Origin of the sequence: Novosphingobium sp. PhB55, assembly GCF_004368805.1 — a bacterium.
GTDB lineage: Bacteria > Pseudomonadota > Alphaproteobacteria > Sphingomonadales > Sphingomonadaceae > Novosphingobium.
The window spans coordinates 402,356-423,764 of the sequence record NZ_SODQ01000008.1 but is presented as its reverse complement, the minus strand read 5'-3'; the positions used below and the strand labels follow the sequence as shown (position 1 = coordinate 423,764).

Below are 21,409 nucleotides of genomic sequence, written 5' to 3'. Positions count from 1 at the left end.
TATACAGTGGAGGCGTTCCTGGCTTTCAGTCAATAGGTTCCTGCGCAAGTTCTGGGGTAGCGCTATCAAACAGCGCATTAAGACAAAACTGATTATATATCGTATATTTTCCTTGATTATCGATTGGCCGGAGGTCATGACACGATGGTCTTCCGAAACAACCGAGCGATTTCAGCCGTGCGTGCTTCGACCTTACCTTTCGCGAAATCGATCAGCCTCGTTGCCCTGGCCTGGGCGGTGCCGATGCTCACGGTCACGGCCGAAGCGCGTGATGCGCGCGGCGCGGTCGCAGCCGTCCCCAGCATCGACGCGCGTTATGCCGATGCCGAGAAATACCTGGGCAGCGCGCTGGGCGACCTCATCGACAATGCCGATGTCGCGCCTCGCTTCGTGGAGGGCGGGTTGTTCTACCGCACCGGCAACCGGCTGGAGCAGCGTTACCACTTGCTGGACCTTGCCAGCCAGCAGAGCCGGGAGATCACCTCCACCACGGCGCTGCTGGCGGCGCTGGCCGCTGCCAAGGGCGCTCCGGTCTTGATCGACGATGCCCGGATCGCCGATGTCGACTACGACCCCGCGCAGGGCGAAGTGCGGTTCCGCGCCTTCGACGGTGCGCTCTGGAGCCTGGATGCGGCGGGCAAGGCCCTGCAGGTCGAAGCGGCGGATCATCGCGAGATGGATCTTGCTTCGCCGGACGGCAAGACGAAGATCGTCGCCCGGGATTTCAATCTCTACGCCGTGGATATCGCCAGCGGCCGCGAAGTGGCCCTCACCACGGACGGTACGCGGGAGCAGCCCTATGGCCGCTCGATCCCGGAATTGTCCGATATCCTGCGCGAAGGGACCGAGGAACCGGCCATGCCGGTATCGGCGCAGTGGTCGCCGGACGGCCGCTACCTGCTGAGCTGGCGGCTCGACACGCGTGCGGTGAAGAAGCTTTCGATCACCCAGCAGAACCCGCCCGGCAGTTTCTACCCGCGCAGCTTCAGCTACGTCTATCCGCTGGCGGGGGCCGAGAAGCTGCCGCAGGCGACGCGCTTCGTGGTGGATGTCAGGCAGGCCCTGCGCAAGGGCAAGGCGCAGATCGTGCCGATCCAGATGCCGGCGGAATCGCTTCTCTACCCCGCGCCGCCGGACATGGGCTGGCTGGACGGCAAAGTCCGCGCGCTCTGGACCGAACGCGGCTACGGTCAGCAGGCCGTCTACCTCGCCGATCCGCAGACCGGCGTGGCCCGGATCGTCGTGCACGAGGCGGTGAAGCCGGTCGTCACCGTGACTTCGAGCATGATCTTCCCCGCGCCCGAACTGGGCGGCGAACTTTCGATCTCCGAGCGGACCGGCTGGGCGCAGCTTTACCTCGTCACGCCAGACCTCGGTCCGGATGGCGGGAAGGCGCTGACCACCGGGGCCTGGGAAGTGCTCACCGTCGATAATGTGGCGGAGGACAAGGTGTCGCTGGTCGTCACCGGCGTCGGCCGCGAAACATCGAGAGAAGGGGCGGGAGAAGCGTCGGGCGAAGGGGCGCGCAATCCCTATTGGCGCGCGCTGTACCGGGTTCCGATCGCGGGCGGCGAACTCACCGAACTCACGCCCGAGCCGCTCGATCACAATGCCCAGGTCTCGCCCGACGGCAAGTGGATCGTCGATCAGATGTCGAGCCCGACAACGCCGACGCGTGCGGTGCTGCGCGAAGGCGCGACCGGGCGGATCGTCAAGGAACTCGCGCGGGCGGACGACAGCCGCCTGCGCCGCACCGGCTACACCCCGCCCGAACCGTTCAAGGGTGTTGCCGCGGACGGCACGACGCCGATCTACGGCATGATCTACCGCCCGGCGCATTTCGATCCCGGCCGCAGCTATCCGGTGATCGACAACGTCTACACCGGCCCGACCACCACGGATGTGCCTGCCACCTGGAGCGACGCGCGGCGCGTGGCCGGCAACAGCGTGGCGCAGATCGGCGCGATCGTCGTGATGATCGACGGCACCGGCACCTCGCGGCGCGGACAGAAGTTCCGCCTGCCTGCCTTCCAGAACCTCGGTGAGGTGGGGCTGGACGATCACATCGCGCTGATCCGCCAGATGGCCGCGAAATACCCTTATATGGACGTGAACCGCGTGGGCGTGTTCGGCGGTTCGGCCGGGGGCTATGACACCGCACGCTTCGTGCTGCGCCGCCCGGACTTCTTCAAGGTGGGCGTCGCCTCCTCGGGCAACCACGACTTGCGCCTCGACAAGACCTGGTGGCCGGAAGTCTCGATGGGCTATGCCGACGAGGCGACCTGGGAGCGGAATTCGAACATGGCGGTAGCGGGCCAGCTCAAGGGCCACCTGCTGCTCGTCCACGGCGACATCGACGACAACGTGCCCATCACCGAGAGCTACCGGCTCGCCAAGGCGCTGATGGATGCCGGGAGGGACGTCGATCTCATCGTGATGCCCAATGCCACGCACAACGTCTACCGGCCCTTCTTCTGGAAGAAGCTGCGCGACTATTTCACCCAGTACCTGCTCGGCGAAACGCCGCCTGCACTCGGCCCGGTACAGCCGGCCAAGCCCGCCGTCGCCACGGCCGCCCACTAATTTCCTTCAAGGATCAGAAATGAAGCGTCTCCTGAAGCCCCTTCCGCTCATTGCCCTGGTGCTCGGCACTCTGCCGGCGGCGTTGCCCACGAGCATCGCTCACGCGGAGGAGGGCGAGGCGCCGAAGCCGAAGAAGGTATTCCCCCCGATCCGCAAGACCGAGATGGAGACGGCAACCTTCGATCTCGCCTTGCGTGCGGATACCCAGACGCTGGCCCATCTCTCGCCCAAGGGTGACACCGCTTTCGACTTCGTGCCGGCCGGCCGCGAGGCCGAACGTGCAAGCGACGGCTACGTCCACATCGGCGACATCCACATCCGCCTCAAGACGGCCGGTTCCGAGTGGCAGGACTATTCTTCCGCCCATGCGCGCCAGCAGATCACGGCGCTGCCGGGCGGCAAGGACGTGCTTGCCGCCGCCGACATCACCGCGTCGATGGGCACCTCCGGAAATGGCGGGGCAATGCCGCTGCGCGTCGAGCGCCGCTGGGTGAACGAGGCGGGCGTGCTCGCCATGCGCTTCACTCTGGTCAACACCAGCAGCGCCGCGGTCGAGATCGGCGGCCTGGGCATGCCGATGGTGTTCGACAACATCATCCTCGACCGCGACCTGGACCAGGCCCATGCCGAGGCGAGCTTCGTCGATCCCTACATCGGCCGAGACGCGGGCTATCTTCAGGTCACGCGCCTCAACGGACAGGGACCGGCGCTGCTGGTGCTGCCCGAGAAGGGCACCCCGCTCGAAGCCTATCGCCCGATCATCGAGGCGCGCGCCGCCAGGAATGGCGACATCTTCACTGACAAGAGCCAGCGCAGCCAGGTCTCGGAAGGGTTCTACGACTGGACGGTGGCCAGCAAGGGCTTTGCCGAGAAGGAATGGGCAAAGGCCGGCCAGCAGTGGAACGCGCCGACCAGCATCACGCTTGCTCCGGGTGAAAGCCGCACGATCGGCCTCCGCTTCGTGACTGCCCCCGATATCCGCAAGATCGAGGACACGCTGGTGGCGAACAAGCGCCCGGTCGCGGTGGGCATTCCCGGCTATGTCGTGCCGACCGACCAGACCGCCAGCCTGTTCCTCAAGACGCCGAGCAAAGTGGCGAAGATCGAATCCTTCCCCGAAGGCGCGCTCACCGCGATCGCCGGGAAGAGCGGCACCTACAAGAACGGGGGGGGATGGTCCCGCTATCAGGTCAAGGCTTCCGGCTGGGGCCAGGCGCGGCTGACCGTGACTTATGCCGATGGCCAGAAGCAGACGGTCAGCTACTACATCACCAAGCCGCTCGAACAGGTGATGGCGGACATCGGCCACTTCACCACCACCGACCAGTGGTTCGAAGGCAAGGGCGATCCCTTCCACCGCAGCCCTGCGATCCTTTCCTACGACCGCGAGGACAACAGGATCCTCACGCAGGATGGCCGTGTCTGGGTGTCCGGAATGAGCGACGAGGGCGGTGCCGGTTCGTGGGTTGCCGCGATGATGAAGCAGCTCGACAATCCCAATGCCGAGGAAGTCGCCAAGCTGGAGCGCCTCGTCAACGAGACCGTGCTCGGCACCCTGCAGGTCGAGGATGGCCCGCAGGCGGGCGCGGTGAAGAAGAGTATCTTCTACTACGATCCGGTCGAGTTCCCGAACTACTACGATCCCAAGATCGACTGGAAGAGCTGGACGGCCTGGTCGAAGAAGGATTCGGACGATCTCGGCCGCTCCTACAACTATCCGCATGTCGCCATCGGCCACTGGGTGCTCTACCGCCTTGCGCGTGACAACCAGGGCCTGGTCAAGCAGCACGATTGGAAGTTCTACCTGGAGTGGGCCTACCGCACGTCCGTGGCGATGATGCGCGATGCACCGTACTATGCGCAGTTCGGGCAGATGGAGGGCGATGTCTTCATCGACATCCTCAAGGATCTCAAGCGCGAGGGCCTGAGTGCCGAAGCCACGGAAATGGAAGGCCTGATGAAGGGCCGCGCCGACCACTGGCGCACGCTCAAGTTCCCGTTCGGCAGCGAGATGGCCTGGGATTCCACCGGCCAGCCCGAAGTCTACGCCTGGATGCGCTATTTCGGCTATCAGCCCCAGGCGGACGAAACGCGCGAGGTCATCCTCGCCTACGATCCGACCATTCCGAGCTGGGGCTACAACGGCAATGCCCGCCGCTACTGGGACTTCCTATATGGCGGCAAGGTCTCGCGCATCGAGCGGCAGATCCACCACTACGGCTCCGCGCTGAACGCAGTGCCGCTGTTCGACGCCTATCGCCAGAACCCCACCGACCTGCACCTCCTGCGCGTCGCCTACGGCGGCATGATGGGCGGCGTGACCAATATCGACCAGCAGGGCTTCGGTTCTGCCGCGTTCCACTCCTGGCCCGACATGATGAAGTGGGACGCCATCACCGGCGACTACGGCATGGGCTTCTACGGCCACGCCATCACCTCGGCGACTTACATGGTCGACGATCCGCAGTTCGGCTGGCTGGGCTTCGGCGGCGAACTGACGGCCAAGGGCGCCCGGGTTCATGTCGAACCGAAGGACGGAGCCCGCCGCCGCCTCTTCATCGCCCCGGCAGGCCTCTGGATCACGCTGGAATCGGGCCGCATCAAGAGCGCCGATTATGACGCGAAGACCGGCAAGGTCGTGCTGAAGCTCGATCCGGCCACGGCGATCGCCCCGCGCGCGCGTCTCCTGTTCGAGACGACCACGGCTGGCGGCAAGACTTACGCCGCGGACACCGGCACCGCCGATCGCGGCGGCTTTGCGATCGCGCTGGGCGATGCGGAAACCACCGTCACGCTAAGCCCGCGCTGACGATGAAAGTCCTGCTTCAGGCTTCGGTGCTGGCTGTTCTTCTTTCGGGAGGGGCCTTCCCGCCAGCGCCGGTGCTTGCCTCCCCGGTCACCGGCTCCACACCGAGTGCGGCCTGCGTGGCCGGGGACTGGAAGGTGGCGGTTACCGACCCTTCGGACGCGGCGAATTCCGCGTTGCCGCTCCAGATGGAAAGCCCGCATTTCGCGCTTCACTGGAAGGCGGGCACGGTCGACGCCGAAGTGGCCAGGGCTGCCGCGAAGCATCTGGAATATGTCTGGGACTATTTCCTCGGCACCCTGAAATTTCCCGAGCCGCATTGCGGCTCTGCGGGCAAGTTCAAGGTCAACGCCTATATCGGCGTGGGTTACGGCCTTACCGGCGGCGCCGATGAGCTGGGCCACATGGGCATGTGGATCGATCCCGGTGCCCTCAAGGACCGCTTCGGTCTTGCCCATGAACTGACCCATGCGCTTCAGGCCGCCACCGGCCGCCTGATGGATTCGCCCTACACCGGCTGGATGTTCGAGAGCCATGCCAACTGGATGACGGTGCAACTGCCCGAATTCCGCGAAAACACGCATTGCTCGGTGCTGCTCAAGCAATATCCGCACCTCTATTACGGCTCCACCCGCAGCCGTTATTGCAATTGGCAGTTCTTCGAATACCTCAAGGACACATACGGCTTCGAGGCGGTCAACGCGATCTGGCGGACCGCCCCCGGCAAGGACGACCCCGCGCGTCTCACTGCCGATCCCTTCTCCGTCCTGCAGGCGAGCCGGAACTGGACCCAGGCGCAGCTTAACGACGTGTTCGGGAACTGGGCGCTGCGGAACGCCAATTGGGACTACACCAACCCCGATGGCAGCGACCAGGGCGCGGTTTTTCGCCGGAACTACGGGACTTACGAGCAGACCACCGACGCCGGCATTCTCTCCGCGACAGTGCTCGATCCGGTGGACCTGCGCCGCCGCCGCTTCGCCGTGCCGGACATGTGGGCGCCGCAGCGCTGGGGCTACAATGTGGTCAGGCTGCATCCCGATCCCGGCAGCGCGCGGGTGACCGTGACGTTCCGGGGTATCGTCCAGCAAGCCAGCGCGACAAATGCGCTGCCGGGGCTGGCGGACGAGCCGGAAACGATCCCGCCGCCCGCATCCGACTGGCGCTGGGGTGTCGTCGCGGTGGGGGCGGACGGCAAGAGTCGGTACTCCCCCTTGCAGAGCGGCGCAAAGGGCGCGGCTGCGATGGCTGTTCAGGCGGGCGACACCGGCCTCTACCTCGTCGTCATGGCTACCCCTTCGCGGATGCAGAAGATCCGCTGGGACCAGCCCTATTACGCGATCTATCGCTATCCCTGGATGGTCCAGTTCGAGGGCGCGATGCCCGACCGCTGGCAGGCCGGTGCGCCGGAGCCGATCCCGGGCGGCCACCGTCACGCGAACGGCGGCGGCTGGGTCGGCCCCGCCGCCACGGTGGCGCCGGGCGCTTATGTCGGCCCCTATGCCCGCGTGGTTTCCGGCACCGTTTCCGGCAAGGCGCGGATCGAGGATCACGCCGTCGTGCTCGATAAGGCGCAAGTAAGGGACGAGGCGGTGGTTTCGGGCCTCACGGTGCTGCGCGGCGACACCGTGTTGAAGGACAAGGCCCGTGCCGCCACCGCGATGCTGGGCATAGGGGAGTACGAGAAGGGCATCGTTCTTTCGGGAACGGCGCAGAACCTTGGCGATGTCGAGCAGCGCGGCGGTTCAGCCTCCAGCGGGGTGTTCTACGGCTTCGTCGATCCCGAGAGCGTCAAGGACCCAAGGCACGGCGCGAATCTTTCCGCGCCCGTCCCGGAAGTCACCGCAAGACGGCGATACCGCTGGATCCCGTGAAAGGATCGCCCACGCAGGGGGCTCGCTCACGATTCCCAGTAGGGTGGATCGCCGAAGCTGCGGCGCAGGCTTTCGGCCAGGGCGCGGATCTTGGGGGCGGCGCCGTGGTCGCGGGGATAGGCAAGGAACAACTCCGCGCCCTCGGCCTGAAGCCCGATGTCGATCTCTTCCAGGGTTCCGCTGCGGACGGCGTCGTGCACGAAGAAACTGGGCAGCAGGGCGATGCCGAGGCCCGCTGCGGCGGCATCGCGCATGACCAGTCCGTTATTGACGCGGAGCCCTGCATTCGGGCGGATCACGGACCATCCCGTCTCCGTGGCGAAGCGCCAGTCGCCTGACCTGTTCGAATAGAGGATGCCGCGGTGGCGCTCCAGTTCCGCCAGCGAGACGGGCCGGCCCTCCCGCTCGAGATATGCGGGCGAGGCGACCAGCAGGCGCCGGCTGGCGGCCAGGCGGCGGGCGATCAGGCGGCCATCGCCCACCGCACCGTGCCGCAACACGGCATCGAAGCCGTCGCTGGCCGCATCGACGAAGCCGTCATCAAGCTCCAACGAGACCTCGATATCGGGATATTCGCCAAGAAATCGCGCGAGTGCGGGACCCAGATGCAGGATGCCGAAGCCGACCGGGGCGGAAAGCCGGAGCGGGCCGGACAGTCTGCCGCTGCGGGCCGCCAGTTCCGCGGCGGCTTCCTCCGCCTCGCGCAGGATTCGCCGGGCGCGGGGCAGGAAGGTCTGGCCGCTGCTGGTCAGGGAGAGTTTGCGCGTCGAACGTTGGAGGAGCGTCGCGCCCAGCGAGCGCTCCAGTTCGGCCAGCCGCTCGCTCACCACGGACTTGGCCAGGCCAAGCCGCCGCGATGCCGCGCTGATGGATCCTGCGTCGGCCGTGGTGAGGAAAGCCACGATCCCGTCGAACTTCATCATTGTTCGGAAATCCCGTCGTCCAGTTCCGGCATTTGCCGGCTAGTTCGAACGATGCCCGCAAGGCATCTACAAGTCCAGAGGGCGGGCCGAACCACCTTGCCGGGACCTTCCCGGGGAGGCGGCCCACCGGCAGGATCTGGTTCCAGAGCCTGAGAGACAACCACGAGAATGGAGACAAGGTCATGAATGAATTCACTGGCAAGAACGTCCTGATCCTCGGCGGCAGCCGCGGAATCGGCGCTGCGATCGTCCGCCGGTTCACCGCCGGTGGCGGCGATGTCGCCTTCACTTACGCCGGTTCGCGCGAAGCGGCCGAGGCCCTGGCAGCGGAAACCGGCGCCGTGGCGATCCGCGCCGACAGCGCCGATCGCGGCGAAGTGATCGCTACCGTGGCCGGACGCGGCGCACTGGACGTGCTGGTCGTCAATGCCGGAACGCTGGTGCTGGGCGATCCGCTGGAACTCGATGCCGACGCGGTCGACCGCATGATCGACATCAATGTTCGCGCGCCCTATCACGCCGCCGTGGAAGCGGGACGCCGGATGAACGCCGATGGCCGCATCATCGTCATCGGATCGGTCAATGCAGACCGCATGCCTTTCGCGGGCGGGGCGGCCTATGCCCTGACCAAGGCGGCCATGCAGGGCATGGTGCGCGGCCTGGCACGCGATTTCGGCGACCGGGGCATCACCGTCAACAGCATCCAGCCCGGCCCGACCGACAGCGAAATGAACCCGGCCGAAGGACCCATGGCAGCCACCATGCACAGCTTCATGGCGATCAAGCGCCATGCCCATGCGAGCGAGATCGCCGAACTCGCGGCCTTCGTCGCCGGCCCGCACGGGGCGATGATCACCGGCTCCATGCAGACCATCGACGGCGGCTTCGGGGCTTGATCGTCAGAGCGCTGAAAAGGCTTCAGCCACTTTAGCAACAGGGGCCGGGCGAGGGTATTTCCTCGTCCGGTCCGTCTGCGCGTTGCGGCTTTCCCTCATGCGCAAGACCAAATTACCCCTACTCCGATAGCCCAATTGAAACCCTTCCACGAGGCGCGCATTCTTGGTTACGTTGAGGAGACTCGGTAGTGGCAAACGAATGCATTGCGTATCGTGATTCAAAGGGGGGCCTTCACGGCTCGGCGGAAAAGGCCACGCTGGAAGACCTGGCCGGCGTTCTGGGGCGCGTGGGAGACGAAGGCGGCATGACGGCCGGCGTTGCCCGCATGATTTTCGACAAGCGGGCAGAAATCGAGCGGGTCTTTGCCGAGCACGACGCCATCATGGCTTCGGCCGACAGCCGCCGCCCGGAAGACCCGGTGGAACTCATCACCACCCCGGCAGCACAGATCCACGTCGTGAACTAGGCTGCGACTAGTGCGCTTTGCCTGGTGCTGGCGACAGCATCCAGGCGTGAGCGCGCGCTTGACGTTCGCAGTGCCGCCGTCCGATGCCCATGCGGGCATCCTTCGGCGAAGTCTTCAGGCCTTGCGGGCCTTGTGTTCGGCCAGGAGCTTGTCCAGTTCGTCGATCCGCAGCCGCTCGGGCGAGCCCTTCGGAAGGCCTTTCAGGCGGCATTCGGCCCAGAGGCTCCTGCGTTCGGACTCCAGAGCCTTGAGATAGAGGTCAGCCACGGTGTTTATCTCCTGTCGCTGCGGCCACGCCGTTCGGGCACGCCAGCGGTGTTGTTGATGTCTTCGGCGGAGAGCTTGCGCCAGCGTTCCAACCGCTCGGGCTCCAGCGTGCCTGCGGCGAGCGCTGCCTGTATCGCGCAGCCCGGCTCCTTGTGATGCCCGCAATTGGAAAAGCGGCATTCGCTGGCGAGAAGCGTGATGTCGTCGAACACTTCGGCAAGGCCGGTGGCGGCCTCGGCCAGCTTGAATTCGCGCATGCCCGGGGTGTCGAGTAACCAGCCGCCGCCCGTCAGCCGGTGCATTTCGCGCACGGTCGTGGTGTGGCGGCCCTTGCCGTCATGCTCGCGCACGGCCTGGGTGGCGATGCTGTCGGACCCGCGCAGGCTGTTGACCAGGGTGGATTTGCCGACGCCGGAAGAGCCCATCAGCGCCACCGTCTGCCCGGGGCCGCAGCGAAGAGAGAGATGGGCGACGCTCTCAGGGTCGCGGGCGTTGACGGTTTCTATCTCGAGGTCGGCCTGAAGCCCCAGCGCGGCCTTGCGGAAATGGTCGAGCCGATCCGTCAGGTCGATCTTGGTGAGCACGAGCACGGGCGTGACGCCCACTTCGCGAGCCAGCACCAGATAGCGCTCCAGCCGCGGCACGCTGAAATCCTGGTTGCACGAAGTGACGATGAACAGCGTATCGACATTGGCGGCAATCAGCTGGACCCGGCGGTCGTTGCCGGGCGCGGGGCGCTTGAACAGGTTTTCACGGTCCAGCAGGCGCTGCGCTTCGTGCTTTTCCCGCCCGACGAGCATCCAGTCGCCCACGGCGGGGCGGTCCTCCGGTCCCCGGGAAGCAGGCAGGCGCGACGATATCAGCCCCTCGAACTCGGCGCCGACGACGGTGACGAGGCCGCGATAGACGGCCATGATCCGTACCGGCAGGGTATCGCGCCGTTCGTCATCGGAGAGCTGGTTGCTGAAGAACGGCCTCCAGCCGAGGTCTGCCAGCGAAGGGAGGGGCGCATCCATGAGCAGCGAAGGGGCTTTCCTGTCGATGTCCGCAAAGCTGCGGGCGGTGCTGAAACGCCGGGCGGCAGCCGCGCGGCGGCGTGACGCGGCGAGGTCCCATCGATCGGCGCCGGATCATCACGGCGCATACACATCAACGGGGCCGTTGGATATGCCCAGTTCGCAAAAAGCCGCAGTCCGGCGGCAAGGGGCGTGGCAGCCGCCCCGAACGCGGCGCTATCAGCTGCTGGCCTCGGCACCGCGATGATAGCCGTAGCCCGGTTCGGCGCCCCGAATGTCGAAAGTGAACCACGCGCTTTCGCCGTAATCGTACAGCTGGACGAAATGGTCAGTGACCTGGGCGGAATAGGCGTGGTCGGCGCCGCGGTCGTGGCCGCGGACCTTGGCACCGTCGATCTCCATGGAAACGAAGGCTTCTGCGCCGGTGTCGTAGATCTCGGGAAGGGTGCCGCCGAACTTCACCGCGCGGTCGCCATCGAAGCCCTGCAACTGGGTGCCCCGGCTCTCTGCGGCGATCTGCAGATCGCGCTTGGCCGAATGATCGAACACTCCGGCGACTTTCTTGCCGGCGACAAAGGCGTAAGCTGCTGCGGCGATCATCGCGCGGGTTTCTGGAAGCATGCCCTTATGTGCCACTCCAGGGGCAGGGAAATCAAGCCTTCTCGGCGAATCGCGCCAGCGTCTGCATTGGGAGCGGGGAGGCTACCAAGGCGCGGCGCGCCGAGCATGGCTTTCCTGCAGGAATGTGGCAGTCGATCCAAAACCCGCAGGTCCCGGCACGATTAGCGACGATATGCTGTAGACGCGAGCACGACTCCGTATTACTATGATTCCAATTAGTATTACTAAGACGGGTGGAAGAATAATACGAGGGCAGGCGCATGGACGGAGTTCGCGTAGGTAAAAGGCTGATAGGCACTCAGGCACCGGTCACGGTGGGCTGGGAAAACATTCCCCGGGTCGAGGGCGGTCCGGTCAAGCAGTTCGTTTTCACCTGGTTCCAGCCCACAGTGCTCTTCGCGCTGATCCTGTTCTGGTACTATGCTCCCAATTCCATCGCCAAGGCCTCGACCGCGATCGGCATCGGCATCGGCTTCAAGGTGCTGCTGCTGGCGATGGAATGGAAATTCCCCCGCCACGAAAGCTGGAACCTCACCTGGAAGGAACTGGTGACCGACCTTTTCTACGTCGGGTTAGGCTATACCGCGCTCCGCATGGTCGATGGCTACATCGGCGATGGCGCGATGATCGAGGGCATCCAGCACTTCTTCCACTCGGACAAGTTCACCTGGTTCCTCGGCATGCCGCTGCTGCTGCAGGCTTTCCTGATCGCCTTCATCTTCGACTTCGGGCAATACTGGATGCATCGCGGGATGCACAACTGGTACCCCTTGTGGCTGTCGCACTCGGTGCACCACTATATAACCCAGCTGAACATCAACAAGGGCGCCGTGGGCAACCCGACCGAGCTGTTCCTGATCGGCCTGGGTATCGGCGGTTTCTTCGATTTCCTGCCGCGCGCCGCGCTGCTGGCCGGGGCTTTCGGCATGGCGATCGGGACGTACCAGCATATCAACGTGCGCTTCAACAGCCCGCGCTGGTGGCGCTTCCTGTTCAACACCACCGAGCATCACAGCCTGCACCATTCGCAGGACTTCGAGGCCAGCCGCAGCAATTATTCCAATACCTTCATCTTCATCGACCGCATCTTCGGCACTTGCGTCGATGGCGAGGCAGAGCTGCTCGGCATGGAAGGCGGCCGCCGCATGTCGATCCGCGAGCAGATGACCTATCCCTTCACCGAGGGCTGGAAAACGCTGAAGGAGCGCGTCGCCCGTCCCGAGGCGGTACCGGCCGAGTGAGCGCCAGAGTGAGCGCCTGCCTGCACGGTCGGCCTCTTCGCTCCGCCATGCCTTGCCCGAAGCGGTCGTTCGCGGCCCGGCTTCAGCCCTGCCGCGCGAAGCGGCAGGGCGGGACTCTCCACAAGGAGATCACATGAACCTGCGTTTCATCGACTGGATCTGGCATGTCCGGGGCAGCCTGGCTCTCGCGCCCGACCAGTCCGGCGACGATGCCTTTGACAGACTTCGTCCGCTTTTTCGCCAGACCGGCACCAGCCACGAGCGCAACAGCGACCGGCTGGTCTTCCAGAAGAAGGACCAGGCCGCCCAGGACAAGATGTCCGTGTTCGACGGCGGCGTGCTGCGGATCGAGAAGGGGCTGGCCGGATCGGTGCTCCATTACCACCTGACCAGCCGTGCCCTGCTGTTCTGCTTTCTGGCGCCTCTGCTTTTCCTGGCGTTTGCCCAGCTGACCGTCGTTCTGGGCAAGTTCGAAAAGCCCGCCGCGGAGACCGAAAGCAAGAGCGCGAAATCGGCCAGGGATGACGCGGCGCTGCCGATGAATTTCATCGACAAGGCGCTGGGCGCTCCTGCTCCCGAAAAGAAGGATCCGAAGAAGCCCAAGGAAAAGGACAAGAAGCACTCCCCCACGCCCGGTTATGTCTTCGCCGGTATCTTCGCGTCGCTCTATGTCGTGGGGCGCATTCTGGAGGACAGGCTCGTCCGGTCCCTGTTCAAAAAGAAGTTGCTGGGATCGTAGCCGGTCGCAAGGCCCGGGCATCGGCCGCGCCGGATGAGATGGACTTGTGCGGGCGCATATGGTTTCTCTCCCTCATGGTTCTGCAAAGCATGACGATAGCGATGGGTGATTTCCTGTCTTGCTGACGGCCGTTTCGCCCGCGATGCTTGAGCGACAGGCGCGTGCCGCGCTCGCGCAGGGCGATCTGTCGCAGGCTGCCGCAGCGGCGCAGCAACTGGTCGCGGCCGATCCGCTTCGGGCCGAGGGTTACTTCCTGCTGGGCTTGGCGGCGGCGGAAGCCGGCCATGTGGCCAAGGCCATTCCCCTGATCGAGGCCGCTGCCGCGCGGGGCGGGCAGGCAGAGCATCTGGCGCAGCTCGCCAGATTGCTCGTTCTCGTCCGGCGCGAGGGAGAGGCGGGCGCGGCAGCGCGTGGCGCGATGGCGGCGGGGCCGGGCGATCCGCTCACCTTCGATACCATCGGCTGCGTCCTGGCGCGGCTTGGCGACCATGCGGGATCGCTGGCGCCTTTCAGCGCGGCGGTGGATGGCGAGCCCGAAAACCTCGACTACCGTTACAACCTGGCTGCTGCCTGCGGCTTTACCGGCAAGGTCGAAGCGGCGCGGGACCACTACGAGGCGATCCTGGCGCGCGATCCGGGGCATGGCCGCGCGCATTATGCCCTGGCGATCCTGTCGCGGCAGTCGGTGCAGAGCCACCATGTCCCGCGGCTGGAGGCGGCGCTGGCCTCGGTCCCGCGGCCGGAAGATGCGCTGCGCATCCGTTACGCGCTGTCCCGCGAACTGGAGGACCTCGGCGAGAGTGCCGCCTCGCTGGCGCACTTGTCTGCGGCCAATGCCGCGCAGAAACGCGCGCTCCGCTACGACTTCGCGCAGGACGCAGCCATCTTCGACGCGATCGAGGCTCAGTTCGGGGGAAAGCCCGCCGAACTGGCGCGCGGCGCGGGGGATGGCAGCGAAGCGCCGATATTCGTGGTGGGCATGCCGCGCACCGGCACGACGCTGGTGGATCGCATCCTGTCTTCTCATCCGGCCGTGGAGGCTGCGGGCGAACTTCAGGCCATGCCGCTGGCGGTCAAGCAACTGGCGCTGCCACATCTGCCCGGCGCGCCTTCGCGGCAGGTCATCGACCCCGAGACCGTCGCGGCCAGCGGCCGGATCGAACCCGCAGCGCTTGGCGCGGCCTATCTGGCGCGCGCCAAAGTTCACCGCACCGGTGAGAAGCCGCGCTTCACGGACAAGCTGCCCGCGAATTTCCTCTACATCGGCCATATCCTGCGCGCCCTGCCGGAAGCGAGAGTGGTCTGCCTGCGCCGTCATCCGCTGGACACGGTGTGGAGCAACTTCAAGAACCTCTTCGCCAGCCAGTCGGCCTACTACGCCTATTCCTACGATCTCATGGATACGGCGCGCTACTATGCGCGTTTCGACCGGCTGCTTGCGCTGTGGGAGGAAATCTGGCCCGGCCGCGTGCTGCAACTGTCCTACGAAGCGCTGGTCACGGACCAGGAAGGGGAAACGCGCAGGCTGCTGGAGCATTGCGGCCTGGATTGGGACGCGGCGTGCCTGTCCTTTCACGAGAACCGCTCGGCCGTCGCCACCCCCAGCGCGGCGCAGGTCCGCCGGCCGATGAACCGGGACGGGATAGGCAAGTGGCGCGCTTACGAGGCGGCGCTGTCCCCCGCGCGCGACTGGCTGCGCACCCAGGGCATCGAGGTCTAGCCTCCCGAAAAGGACAAGCGCCGCCGCCTCGGAAGGCGGCGGCGCCTGCGATGATCGGCGCAGGGTGAATGGAGCGCTGCGCTGTGCCCCATTCCCCCTGCTATCCGACGTTTCTCAGTACTTGATCCGTGCTTCCACGCCGACCGTGCGCGGGTTGACCACGGTCTGGCGGTAGTAGCGCACGGCGACACCGTCGTTGACGCCGATGCGCGAACGGTCCTGACCCACAGAGACGACTGCGTACTTGTCGAAGATGTTGTTCGCGAAGAGGCTGACGGTGTACTTGTCCGTCTCGTAGGACAAGGTCGCGCGGTGCAGGACGTAGCTGGGGATCTTGTCCCCGTAGCCGCGGTCCCAGCCGATGCGCGAGACGACGTTGCCGCGGTAGGTCGCCGTCCAGTTGGCGCTGATGCTGCCTTCGCCCATCGGGACGGTGTAAGTCGCACCCAGGCTGCCCGCGTTCTTGGCCGAGCCGGGAAGCCGGTCGCCCGAAAGCGCGTCGAGCTGCGTGAATTTCGGCCGCCCGTCGTAGTCGTTCGGTGTCGTGCGGATGGTGATGATCCCCGGCACGTCCTCGGTCAGCTTCGCATCGGTGTAGGAATAGCTGCCCTGGATCGCCAGCTGCGGCACCGGCTTGAACTGGAACGAGGTTTCGAAGCCCTGCGACTTGGCCGAACCGCCATTGACGGTGATTCCGGTCACGCCGTAGTACGTGGCGGAGTCGACCTGGATGCCGTCCCACTTGATGTGGAAGACATCGAAGTTGAAGGACAGCTTACGGTCGAACAGTTGCATGCGCACGCCGATTTCCGCATTGCGCGTCTTGTCGGGTCCGTACTGGACTTCGTTCGGCAGGGCGCAGGCGTTCTGCTGGTTGGCCGGAACCGGATCGGGGCATGGCGCCACGCGGTTCGGGCCGCCGATGCGATAGCCCTTGCTGTACGTGCCGTAGACCATGAAGTCAGGCGTGAAGTTGTACGAGGTGTTGAGCTTCCACACCCAGCCGTCCTTCTTGGCCTTGCCGCCGGCGGGATCGACATCGTAGGGGCTGAGCGGGTCGCCCAGCAGGGGCAGCACCAGCGCGCCCTGCACGTCGGAACTGTACTTGAAGTAGCGAGCGCCGCCGGTGATCTGCCATTCCGGCGTGATCTTGAAGGTGCCTTCGCCGAAGACTGCCTTTTCGGTCACCTTCGACTTGGTGTAGCTGACATATTCGAGATCGTCGGGATTGCCGGTGACGCCGTAGAAGTCGGACAGGCCAGGCGTATGCTCGGCATAGTCGTTATGGTACTTCTGCTGGTTGTAGAAGCCGCCCAGAACCCAGTTGAACGGGCCGCCATGTCGCGAGACCAGTCGAATCTCCTGGTTGAACTGCTTGCGGCGGCCGTCGCTTTCGTTCCAGCTGGAGAAGGCGGGGAACAGTTCGTAGTCGTAGTCGAGATCCAGCAGCAGGTCGGTGTTGTCGGTCTGGCTGCGGGTGCGCACGTTGGTATAGGCGGTGGTGGAGACGAGATCGACGATATCGGCGATGTTCGCGTTGATCTCCATGCTGGCAAGGTGGGCGCGGCGGTTGACCGGCTCCTCGTAGCGGGCGGCGTTCTGATACTTGCCGGTGCCCAGCACGCCGTTGCTGTTGGACTGGGCGCCGTCCGTGCGGGTGCGCTGGAAGGCGTAAGTGAAGATCGCCTTGAGGTCTTCGGTGGTCTGGATCAGCAACTGGTTGCGGGTGGTGAAGGTCCGCTCGAAGTTCAGGTCCTTGCTGCGGCGCAGATTGGCGGCGAACTCTTCACGGGTGACACCGTCCGTGCCGCCGGGCTGGGGTAGGGAAACGCCGGGCGTCTGCAGCAGCAGCGGATAGTCGATGAAGCCCGGATCGTAGTAATATCCGGTGGCCGAGCGGAAGGCGACATGGTCGCGCACCAGCGGAATGTTGATCATCCCGTCCAGCTGGTAGCCGAAGTTGTCGGAGTGACTTTTCGTGGTGAGGCGGCCGTGAACCTCGCCTTCGAATTCCTCCACGTTCGGGCGATTGGGAATATAGCGAATGGCGCCGGCCAGCGTGCCAAGGCCGTAGAGCGTGCCTTGCGGGCCGAGCAGGGTTTCCACGCGCGCGATGTCGAGCAGCTTGAAATCGTAGAAGAGCGGCACTTCGCCCAGGTAGATGCCGAGGGAGTCGTCGTAGTTGGCACCGTTGGAATCGACATCCGAGGCGTTGAGGCCGCGCAGGACGATGGAGCCGGTCGATCCCGGGCCGGTATCCGAGATCGTCAGGCCGGGGGTGAAGTCCGCCAGGTCGCGCACGTCGTCGATCCGCTGGCGCGAGAGTTCTTCGGCGCCGATCGCGGAGATGTTGATCGGCGTATCCATGATCGTCGTGGCGCGGCGCGTTCCGGTGACGACGATGGCGTCACCTTCCTGGATGGCCGCGGCGGGTGCGTCCTGGGCGTCCTGTGCCATGGCCTGCGTGGCACCGGCGGCGCCCGTGAAGAATGTTGCGGTCAGCAGCGCTGCCCTCAATTTCGCGCGATGTGTCATGTGCTTCCCTGTCCTTGGCTGAGGTTCCCCGGGCTCCGGCCTGCCTGCGCCGAAGGTCTCGGGTACCGCTTTTATTGGCATGACGGGCCGGCCATCTTCGTGGATGTCGCGCCTGCGCGTCTCTGGTTCCCGACATCGCCCTTCGGCGGGTCGAGGGTCTTCGTTTCAGTGCGGCGTTTCACTGCGGCCGGTTCGATCCCGGAGGATCAGCCGGTCGCCCGCACCGAATTGCCGCGCTTCGCTTCCGCTCGGCGCGCCTGGGCACGGTCGAGCAGGGGGCGGAAGGGGAAAACGAACTGTTCCCGGATCGACAGGCGACGGAGGTCGTCCTGTCCGACGACGCTGGCCTCGCCCTCGCGGTAAGTGCCGAACAGGCGGTCCAGCAGGATCAGCGAATTGGCGTAGTTGCAGCGCGTGCTCTCGTAATCGGTCGAGTGATGCAGGCTGTGGTGCCGGATCGTCGTGAAGAAGAGCGAATAGAACTTCGGCGGATCCGCGCGCACATTGGCATGGGCGAACGTGGAGACCGCGCCCAGGATGTTCAGCCCGCAGAACACGGCGGCGGCCGACAGGTCGAACAGGGCCAGCACGCTCAGGCCGATCAGGAACAGTTCGATGGGGTTGCCGACGTAGCCCTTCGCGGCGTTGAGCTGGGTGATATGGTGATGCGGTGCATGGGTCAGCCAGAAGGGCGTGAAATTGTGCATCAGGCGGTGCATCCAGTACTGCCCGAACTCGATCACCACGATCACCAGGGCAACCTGCACCAGGAAGGGCAAAAGCGCGGCCCATTCGGTGGTGATGCCCAGCGACTGCTTCAGCGCCTTCAGCGGATCTTCCGCCAGATGGGTCGAAACCCAGGAAATGGCAGTCGCGCCCAGCACCACGTAGAACAGGTCGGTAAAGAATTCGCGCCGATTCATGCGCCAGCCGGCGTGGCGCTCATTCACCCATTCCAGCCCCAGCACGCTGAGCGTGATCAGGGAGGAGCTGACGATCAGCGTCCACGAGTTTTCGATCACCGCCTTGGGCGCGAAGGCCCAGAACGCCGCGATCACCACGAGATAGGCCGGCGGCACCAGATTGAACAACCACTGCTTCGTGGTGTCTGCGGTCCGGTCGGCGTCGGCCGATCGCTCGTTGTCCGAGAGAACCGTGCAGGAGATTGGCAGTTGTTCCATCGAAAACCCCCCATCCAGGCCAGTGGACCAGCCTGCTGTTACAGATTCTCTCTCCCGGATTTTCATCGCTCTGCCTGGCGACTTGATACACGGTATGGATATTACGTTTCTCGTCAAGCGTATTAATGTCGGTTTGACTTGTTTTGGTACAGTCGGCCTGGAAACGCAGGATTAATGCCGTTTTTCGGCGGCGAGGTAACACTGGCGCATATCGCCGCAATCGTCGGAGCGGTGCTTCCGCTGCGAAATCGGGATGTCGATTCGCCGCGGAAGGTTCAATCGTAGCGATAGGGATTGCGGTCGATGGTGGTCGTCCCGCGCGTCTGGTTGCAGAGGAACACGGTGCCGGTAAAATAAATCCCGGGCTCGGTGATCGTCTGGGCATGGGCATAGGCCTCGCGCAATTGCTGCACGGTCATTTCCACGGGGGCCTCGTCCGGCTGGTAGGTCAGGCCATAGGGATAGTCCTGCCCGTCCTTGCTGATCTCGACATGGCATCCCATGACGTGCGCGACCGGATGGGTGTCGCAGAAATCGATCAAGCGTTTCATGCTGTCGAACCAGGGCTGCCAGAAGCTGATGTAGCATCGGCCGCGATAGAACATGTCGCCGGTATATAGGATCTGCGTGTAGCTGTCGTAGTACGTGAACTCGGACACGACATGGCCGGGCGAGCCCCAGATCAGGATCTCGCGGTCGCCGAGGTCCAGGGTCACGCGCTCTTCGGGAAACCGGGTCATGCCCCAGAAGCCGACCATTTCCTCGTGCGTAAGGCCCATGTATCGGGTGTTCGGCCGGTCCGCGAACTGGTTGGTCGCGGCGTAGTGGTCGGCGTGGAGGTGGCTGAACGCGACGAGCAGTTCCAGCGAGGCGGGATCGCGCCCGTTGCGGCGGCACCAGTCGTCGATGCACTGGTCCACCACGCCGCGCAGGTCCCAGTCGTTGCGAAGCTGCACGAAGCCTTCGTCCAGCAGGAGCACGCGGTCGTTGCCGAAGTAGAGCGGAGCGAACGGCGCCTCGTAGCTGTAAGCCTTGTTCTGCCGCAGGATGGCCGTATGCGGATTGTACCAATGGACCTGAACGGGCGGGTCGGTATTGTCCATGCAGGACGGCGAACCGCAGATCCAGCGCTTGGGGAAACTGCCGGCGGCAGGAAGGTCGCTCGTGAAATCGATGGGCGCCGGCCGCGCGGCGGCGGCCACCGTGTCGGAGAGGGCCGCCAGGGACAGCCCGGTCAGCGGGACGGCGGCGACAGCGGCATTGCGCGAAAGGAAAGTGCGGCGATCCATGGAGAGGGTCCTTGGCGTCAGAAGGGGCGCGGCGGGTTGATGTCGGGCACGCCCTCGGGCCAGACCCTGGTCTTCTGGTCGGGGCTGACGCCGTTGAACAGGACGAAGTCCGGCCGGATCAGCATCATGTCCTTGCCCTGGATCTCGCGCGCGTGGGCGAGCGCCTCGTCGATCAGGTCCGGGGTCATTTCCAGCACCCGCTCATAGGGTTTGTAGGTCGCGAAGCGGGGATAGTATTTGCCCGGCACGAACATCATCTCGACGTGGCCGCCCAGCAGCCACTTGACCGGCTGTTGCCGCACGAAGTCCCGCAGCCGCTCCAGCGAGGCGACGAAATCGCGGTCGTTGCCGATGTTGATCTTGCCGGGGAACAGCAGGTCGCCGGTGAACAGGAAATCGCAGTAGGGGTCGTGGAAACTGACCCCGTCCCGGTGCGTGCCCGGCGTCGGGATGACGCCGATGACGCGGCCGCCCAGATCGATCCGGCCCGATCCGGAAGGCCAGCTTGCGTCGAGACCGTAGAAGCGCTTCATGAGGGCAGGCGGCTTGGGCACGATCGTCGTGTCCGGCCGCCCTGCGAACTGGACCAGTCCCTGGTTCTGTGCGGCATCCTCTCCCGAAGTGAGCGCTACCGTCAGGGGCACGGACTTGCGTCCGCGGGCCTGGCACCAGCGGGCAAGGATGGCATCCACCGTTTCGCGCAGGGGATAGGCCTGCGCGTTCGCGGTAGCGCCGGTATCGATCAGCAGCGCGCTGGCATTGCCGAACAGGAGGTAAGTGAACGGCGCTTCCCAATGGACGCAGACGTTCTGCCGCAGCACGAACGTATCCTCGTTGTACTGCACCACCTGCACGCGCGGATCGCGGTTCCGGGCTGCGACGTTGGAGCCGTAAGTCCAGCGAAATGCCAGATTGCCCGGTGCCGGACCGTCGCAGGCGTAGTCATGGACCACGGCCGTCTTGCGGTGCAGCGGCACTGCGCTGTCGGTATGGCGCGCACCGGGCGGGTTGTAGCCCAGCGCCGGGTTGCCGTTGGGATAGGTCCGCGCGGTGGCGGACTGCGGATTGCCCGACAAAGCGGAATTATAGGCTGGATTTTGCGCCACGGAGTTCCCCGATATGTCCGCACGAAGTCCGTCACGTTATCGATATTACCAAACTCTGCAATGGTAATATTTACGGGCTATCCCCGTAACACGGCGGGGTTTCGGGCGCGGACCCTCTGGGCATGAAGCGCGGCACGCTCTTGAC

Annotated in this window: 16 protein-coding genes; 8 read left to right on the top strand and 8 right to left on the bottom strand. The window is 65.0% G+C overall.

The genetic code is table 11. The annotated features are described in order from the left end of the window. The first annotated feature begins 177 nt into the window (after positions 1-177). Genes EDF57_RS21390 through EDF57_RS21380 form a run of 3 tightly spaced genes read left to right on the top strand, consistent with a single transcriptional unit; the run spans position 178 to position 7,263 of the window. Positions 178-2,583 carry a DPP IV N-terminal domain-containing protein gene (locus EDF57_RS21390; protein WP_166675342.1) on the top strand — a complete coding sequence of 802 codons (2,406 nt, stop codon included), beginning with the start codon at positions 178-180 and terminating at the stop codon, positions 2,581-2,583. A 19-nt stretch (positions 2,584-2,602) separates the two neighbouring features. After that, positions 2,603-5,392: a DUF5695 domain-containing protein gene (locus EDF57_RS21385; RefSeq protein WP_134095705.1), complete on the top strand. Its 2,790-nt coding sequence runs from the start codon at positions 2,603-2,605 to the stop codon at positions 5,390-5,392. 2 nt (positions 5,393-5,394) lie between these two features. Further along, positions 5,395-7,263: an Svx/AvrXca family virulence/avirulence protein gene (locus EDF57_RS21380; protein ID WP_208324920.1), complete on the top strand. Its 1,869-nt coding sequence runs from the start codon at positions 5,395-5,397 to the stop codon at positions 7,261-7,263. A gap of 26 nt (positions 7,264-7,289) precedes the next feature. On the opposite strand, the gene EDF57_RS21375 is transcribed toward EDF57_RS21380, so the two are convergent. Next, positions 7,290-8,183, bottom strand: a complete 894-nt coding sequence (locus EDF57_RS21375) for a LysR family transcriptional regulator (RefSeq protein WP_243841193.1) — start codon at positions 8,181-8,183, stop codon at positions 7,290-7,292. 185 nt (positions 8,184-8,368) lie between these two features. Between EDF57_RS21375 and bdcA the strand changes: the two genes are divergently transcribed. Together bdcA and EDF57_RS21365 are read left to right on the top strand one after the other, a co-directional pair. After that, positions 8,369-9,082 carry an SDR family oxidoreductase gene (gene bdcA, locus EDF57_RS21370; protein ID WP_132266089.1) on the top strand — a complete coding sequence of 238 codons (714 nt, stop codon included), beginning with the start codon at positions 8,369-8,371 and terminating at the stop codon, positions 9,080-9,082. Positions 9,083-9,270: 188 nt separating this feature from the next. After that, a complete protein-coding gene (locus tag EDF57_RS21365; RefSeq protein WP_243654233.1) occupies positions 9,271-9,549 on the top strand; it encodes a hypothetical protein in 279 nt (92 codons plus the stop codon). A 114-nt stretch (positions 9,550-9,663) separates the two neighbouring features. Here EDF57_RS21365 and EDF57_RS25620 read toward each other — a convergent pair whose 3' ends face one another. From EDF57_RS25620 to EDF57_RS21355, 3 genes are all read right to left on the bottom strand, one after another. Continuing rightward, a complete protein-coding gene (locus tag EDF57_RS25620; protein ID WP_165921400.1) occupies positions 9,664-9,816 on the bottom strand; it encodes a hypothetical protein in 153 nt (50 codons plus the stop codon). A gap of 5 nt (positions 9,817-9,821) precedes the next feature. Further along, positions 9,822-10,832 (bottom strand): ribosome small subunit-dependent GTPase A, encoded by a 1,011-nt coding sequence (rsgA, locus tag EDF57_RS21360; protein ID WP_134095703.1) that lies wholly within the window; start codon positions 10,830-10,832, stop codon positions 9,822-9,824. Positions 10,833-11,051: 219 nt separating this feature from the next. Continuing rightward, the gene (locus EDF57_RS21355; protein WP_243841192.1) at positions 11,052-11,432 is read right to left on the bottom strand and encodes a hypothetical protein; all 381 of its coding nucleotides are present in this window, start codon (positions 11,430-11,432) and stop codon (positions 11,052-11,054) included. A 281-nt stretch (positions 11,433-11,713) separates the two neighbouring features. On the opposite strand from EDF57_RS21355, the gene EDF57_RS21350 reads away from it, so the two are divergent. From EDF57_RS21350 to EDF57_RS21340, 3 genes are all read left to right on the top strand, one after another. Continuing rightward, on the top strand, positions 11,714-12,694 hold the full coding sequence (locus tag EDF57_RS21350; protein WP_132266083.1) for a sterol desaturase family protein: 981 nt from the start codon (positions 11,714-11,716) through the stop codon (positions 12,692-12,694). 133 nt (positions 12,695-12,827) lie between these two features. Beyond that, the gene (locus EDF57_RS21345) at positions 12,828-13,433 is read left to right on the top strand and encodes a hypothetical protein (protein WP_132266082.1); all 606 of its coding nucleotides are present in this window, start codon (positions 12,828-12,830) and stop codon (positions 13,431-13,433) included. Positions 13,434-13,575: 142 nt separating this feature from the next. Then, positions 13,576-15,153, top strand: coding sequence for a sulfotransferase (locus EDF57_RS21340; RefSeq protein ID WP_134095702.1), 1,578 nt, complete (start codon positions 13,576-13,578; stop codon positions 15,151-15,153). Between the two features lie 114 nt (positions 15,154-15,267). On the opposite strand, the gene EDF57_RS21335 is transcribed toward EDF57_RS21340, so the two are convergent. From EDF57_RS21335 to EDF57_RS21320, 4 genes are all read right to left on the bottom strand, one after another. After that, positions 15,268-17,688: a TonB-dependent receptor gene (locus EDF57_RS21335; protein WP_132266080.1), complete on the bottom strand. Its 2,421-nt coding sequence runs from the start codon at positions 17,686-17,688 to the stop codon at positions 15,268-15,270. A 206-nt stretch (positions 17,689-17,894) separates the two neighbouring features. Further along, positions 17,895-18,869 carry a sterol desaturase family protein gene (locus EDF57_RS21330; protein ID WP_134095701.1) on the bottom strand — a complete coding sequence of 325 codons (975 nt, stop codon included), beginning with the start codon at positions 18,867-18,869 and terminating at the stop codon, positions 17,895-17,897. A 275-nt stretch (positions 18,870-19,144) separates the two neighbouring features. Next, positions 19,145-20,158 (bottom strand): MBL fold metallo-hydrolase, encoded by a 1,014-nt coding sequence (locus EDF57_RS21325; RefSeq protein ID WP_134095700.1) that lies wholly within the window; start codon positions 20,156-20,158, stop codon positions 19,145-19,147. A gap of 17 nt (positions 20,159-20,175) precedes the next feature. Then, on the bottom strand, positions 20,176-21,264 hold the full coding sequence (locus EDF57_RS21320; protein WP_134095699.1) for an MBL fold metallo-hydrolase: 1,089 nt from the start codon (positions 21,262-21,264) through the stop codon (positions 20,176-20,178). Between the last annotated feature and the right edge of the window lie 145 nt (positions 21,265-21,409).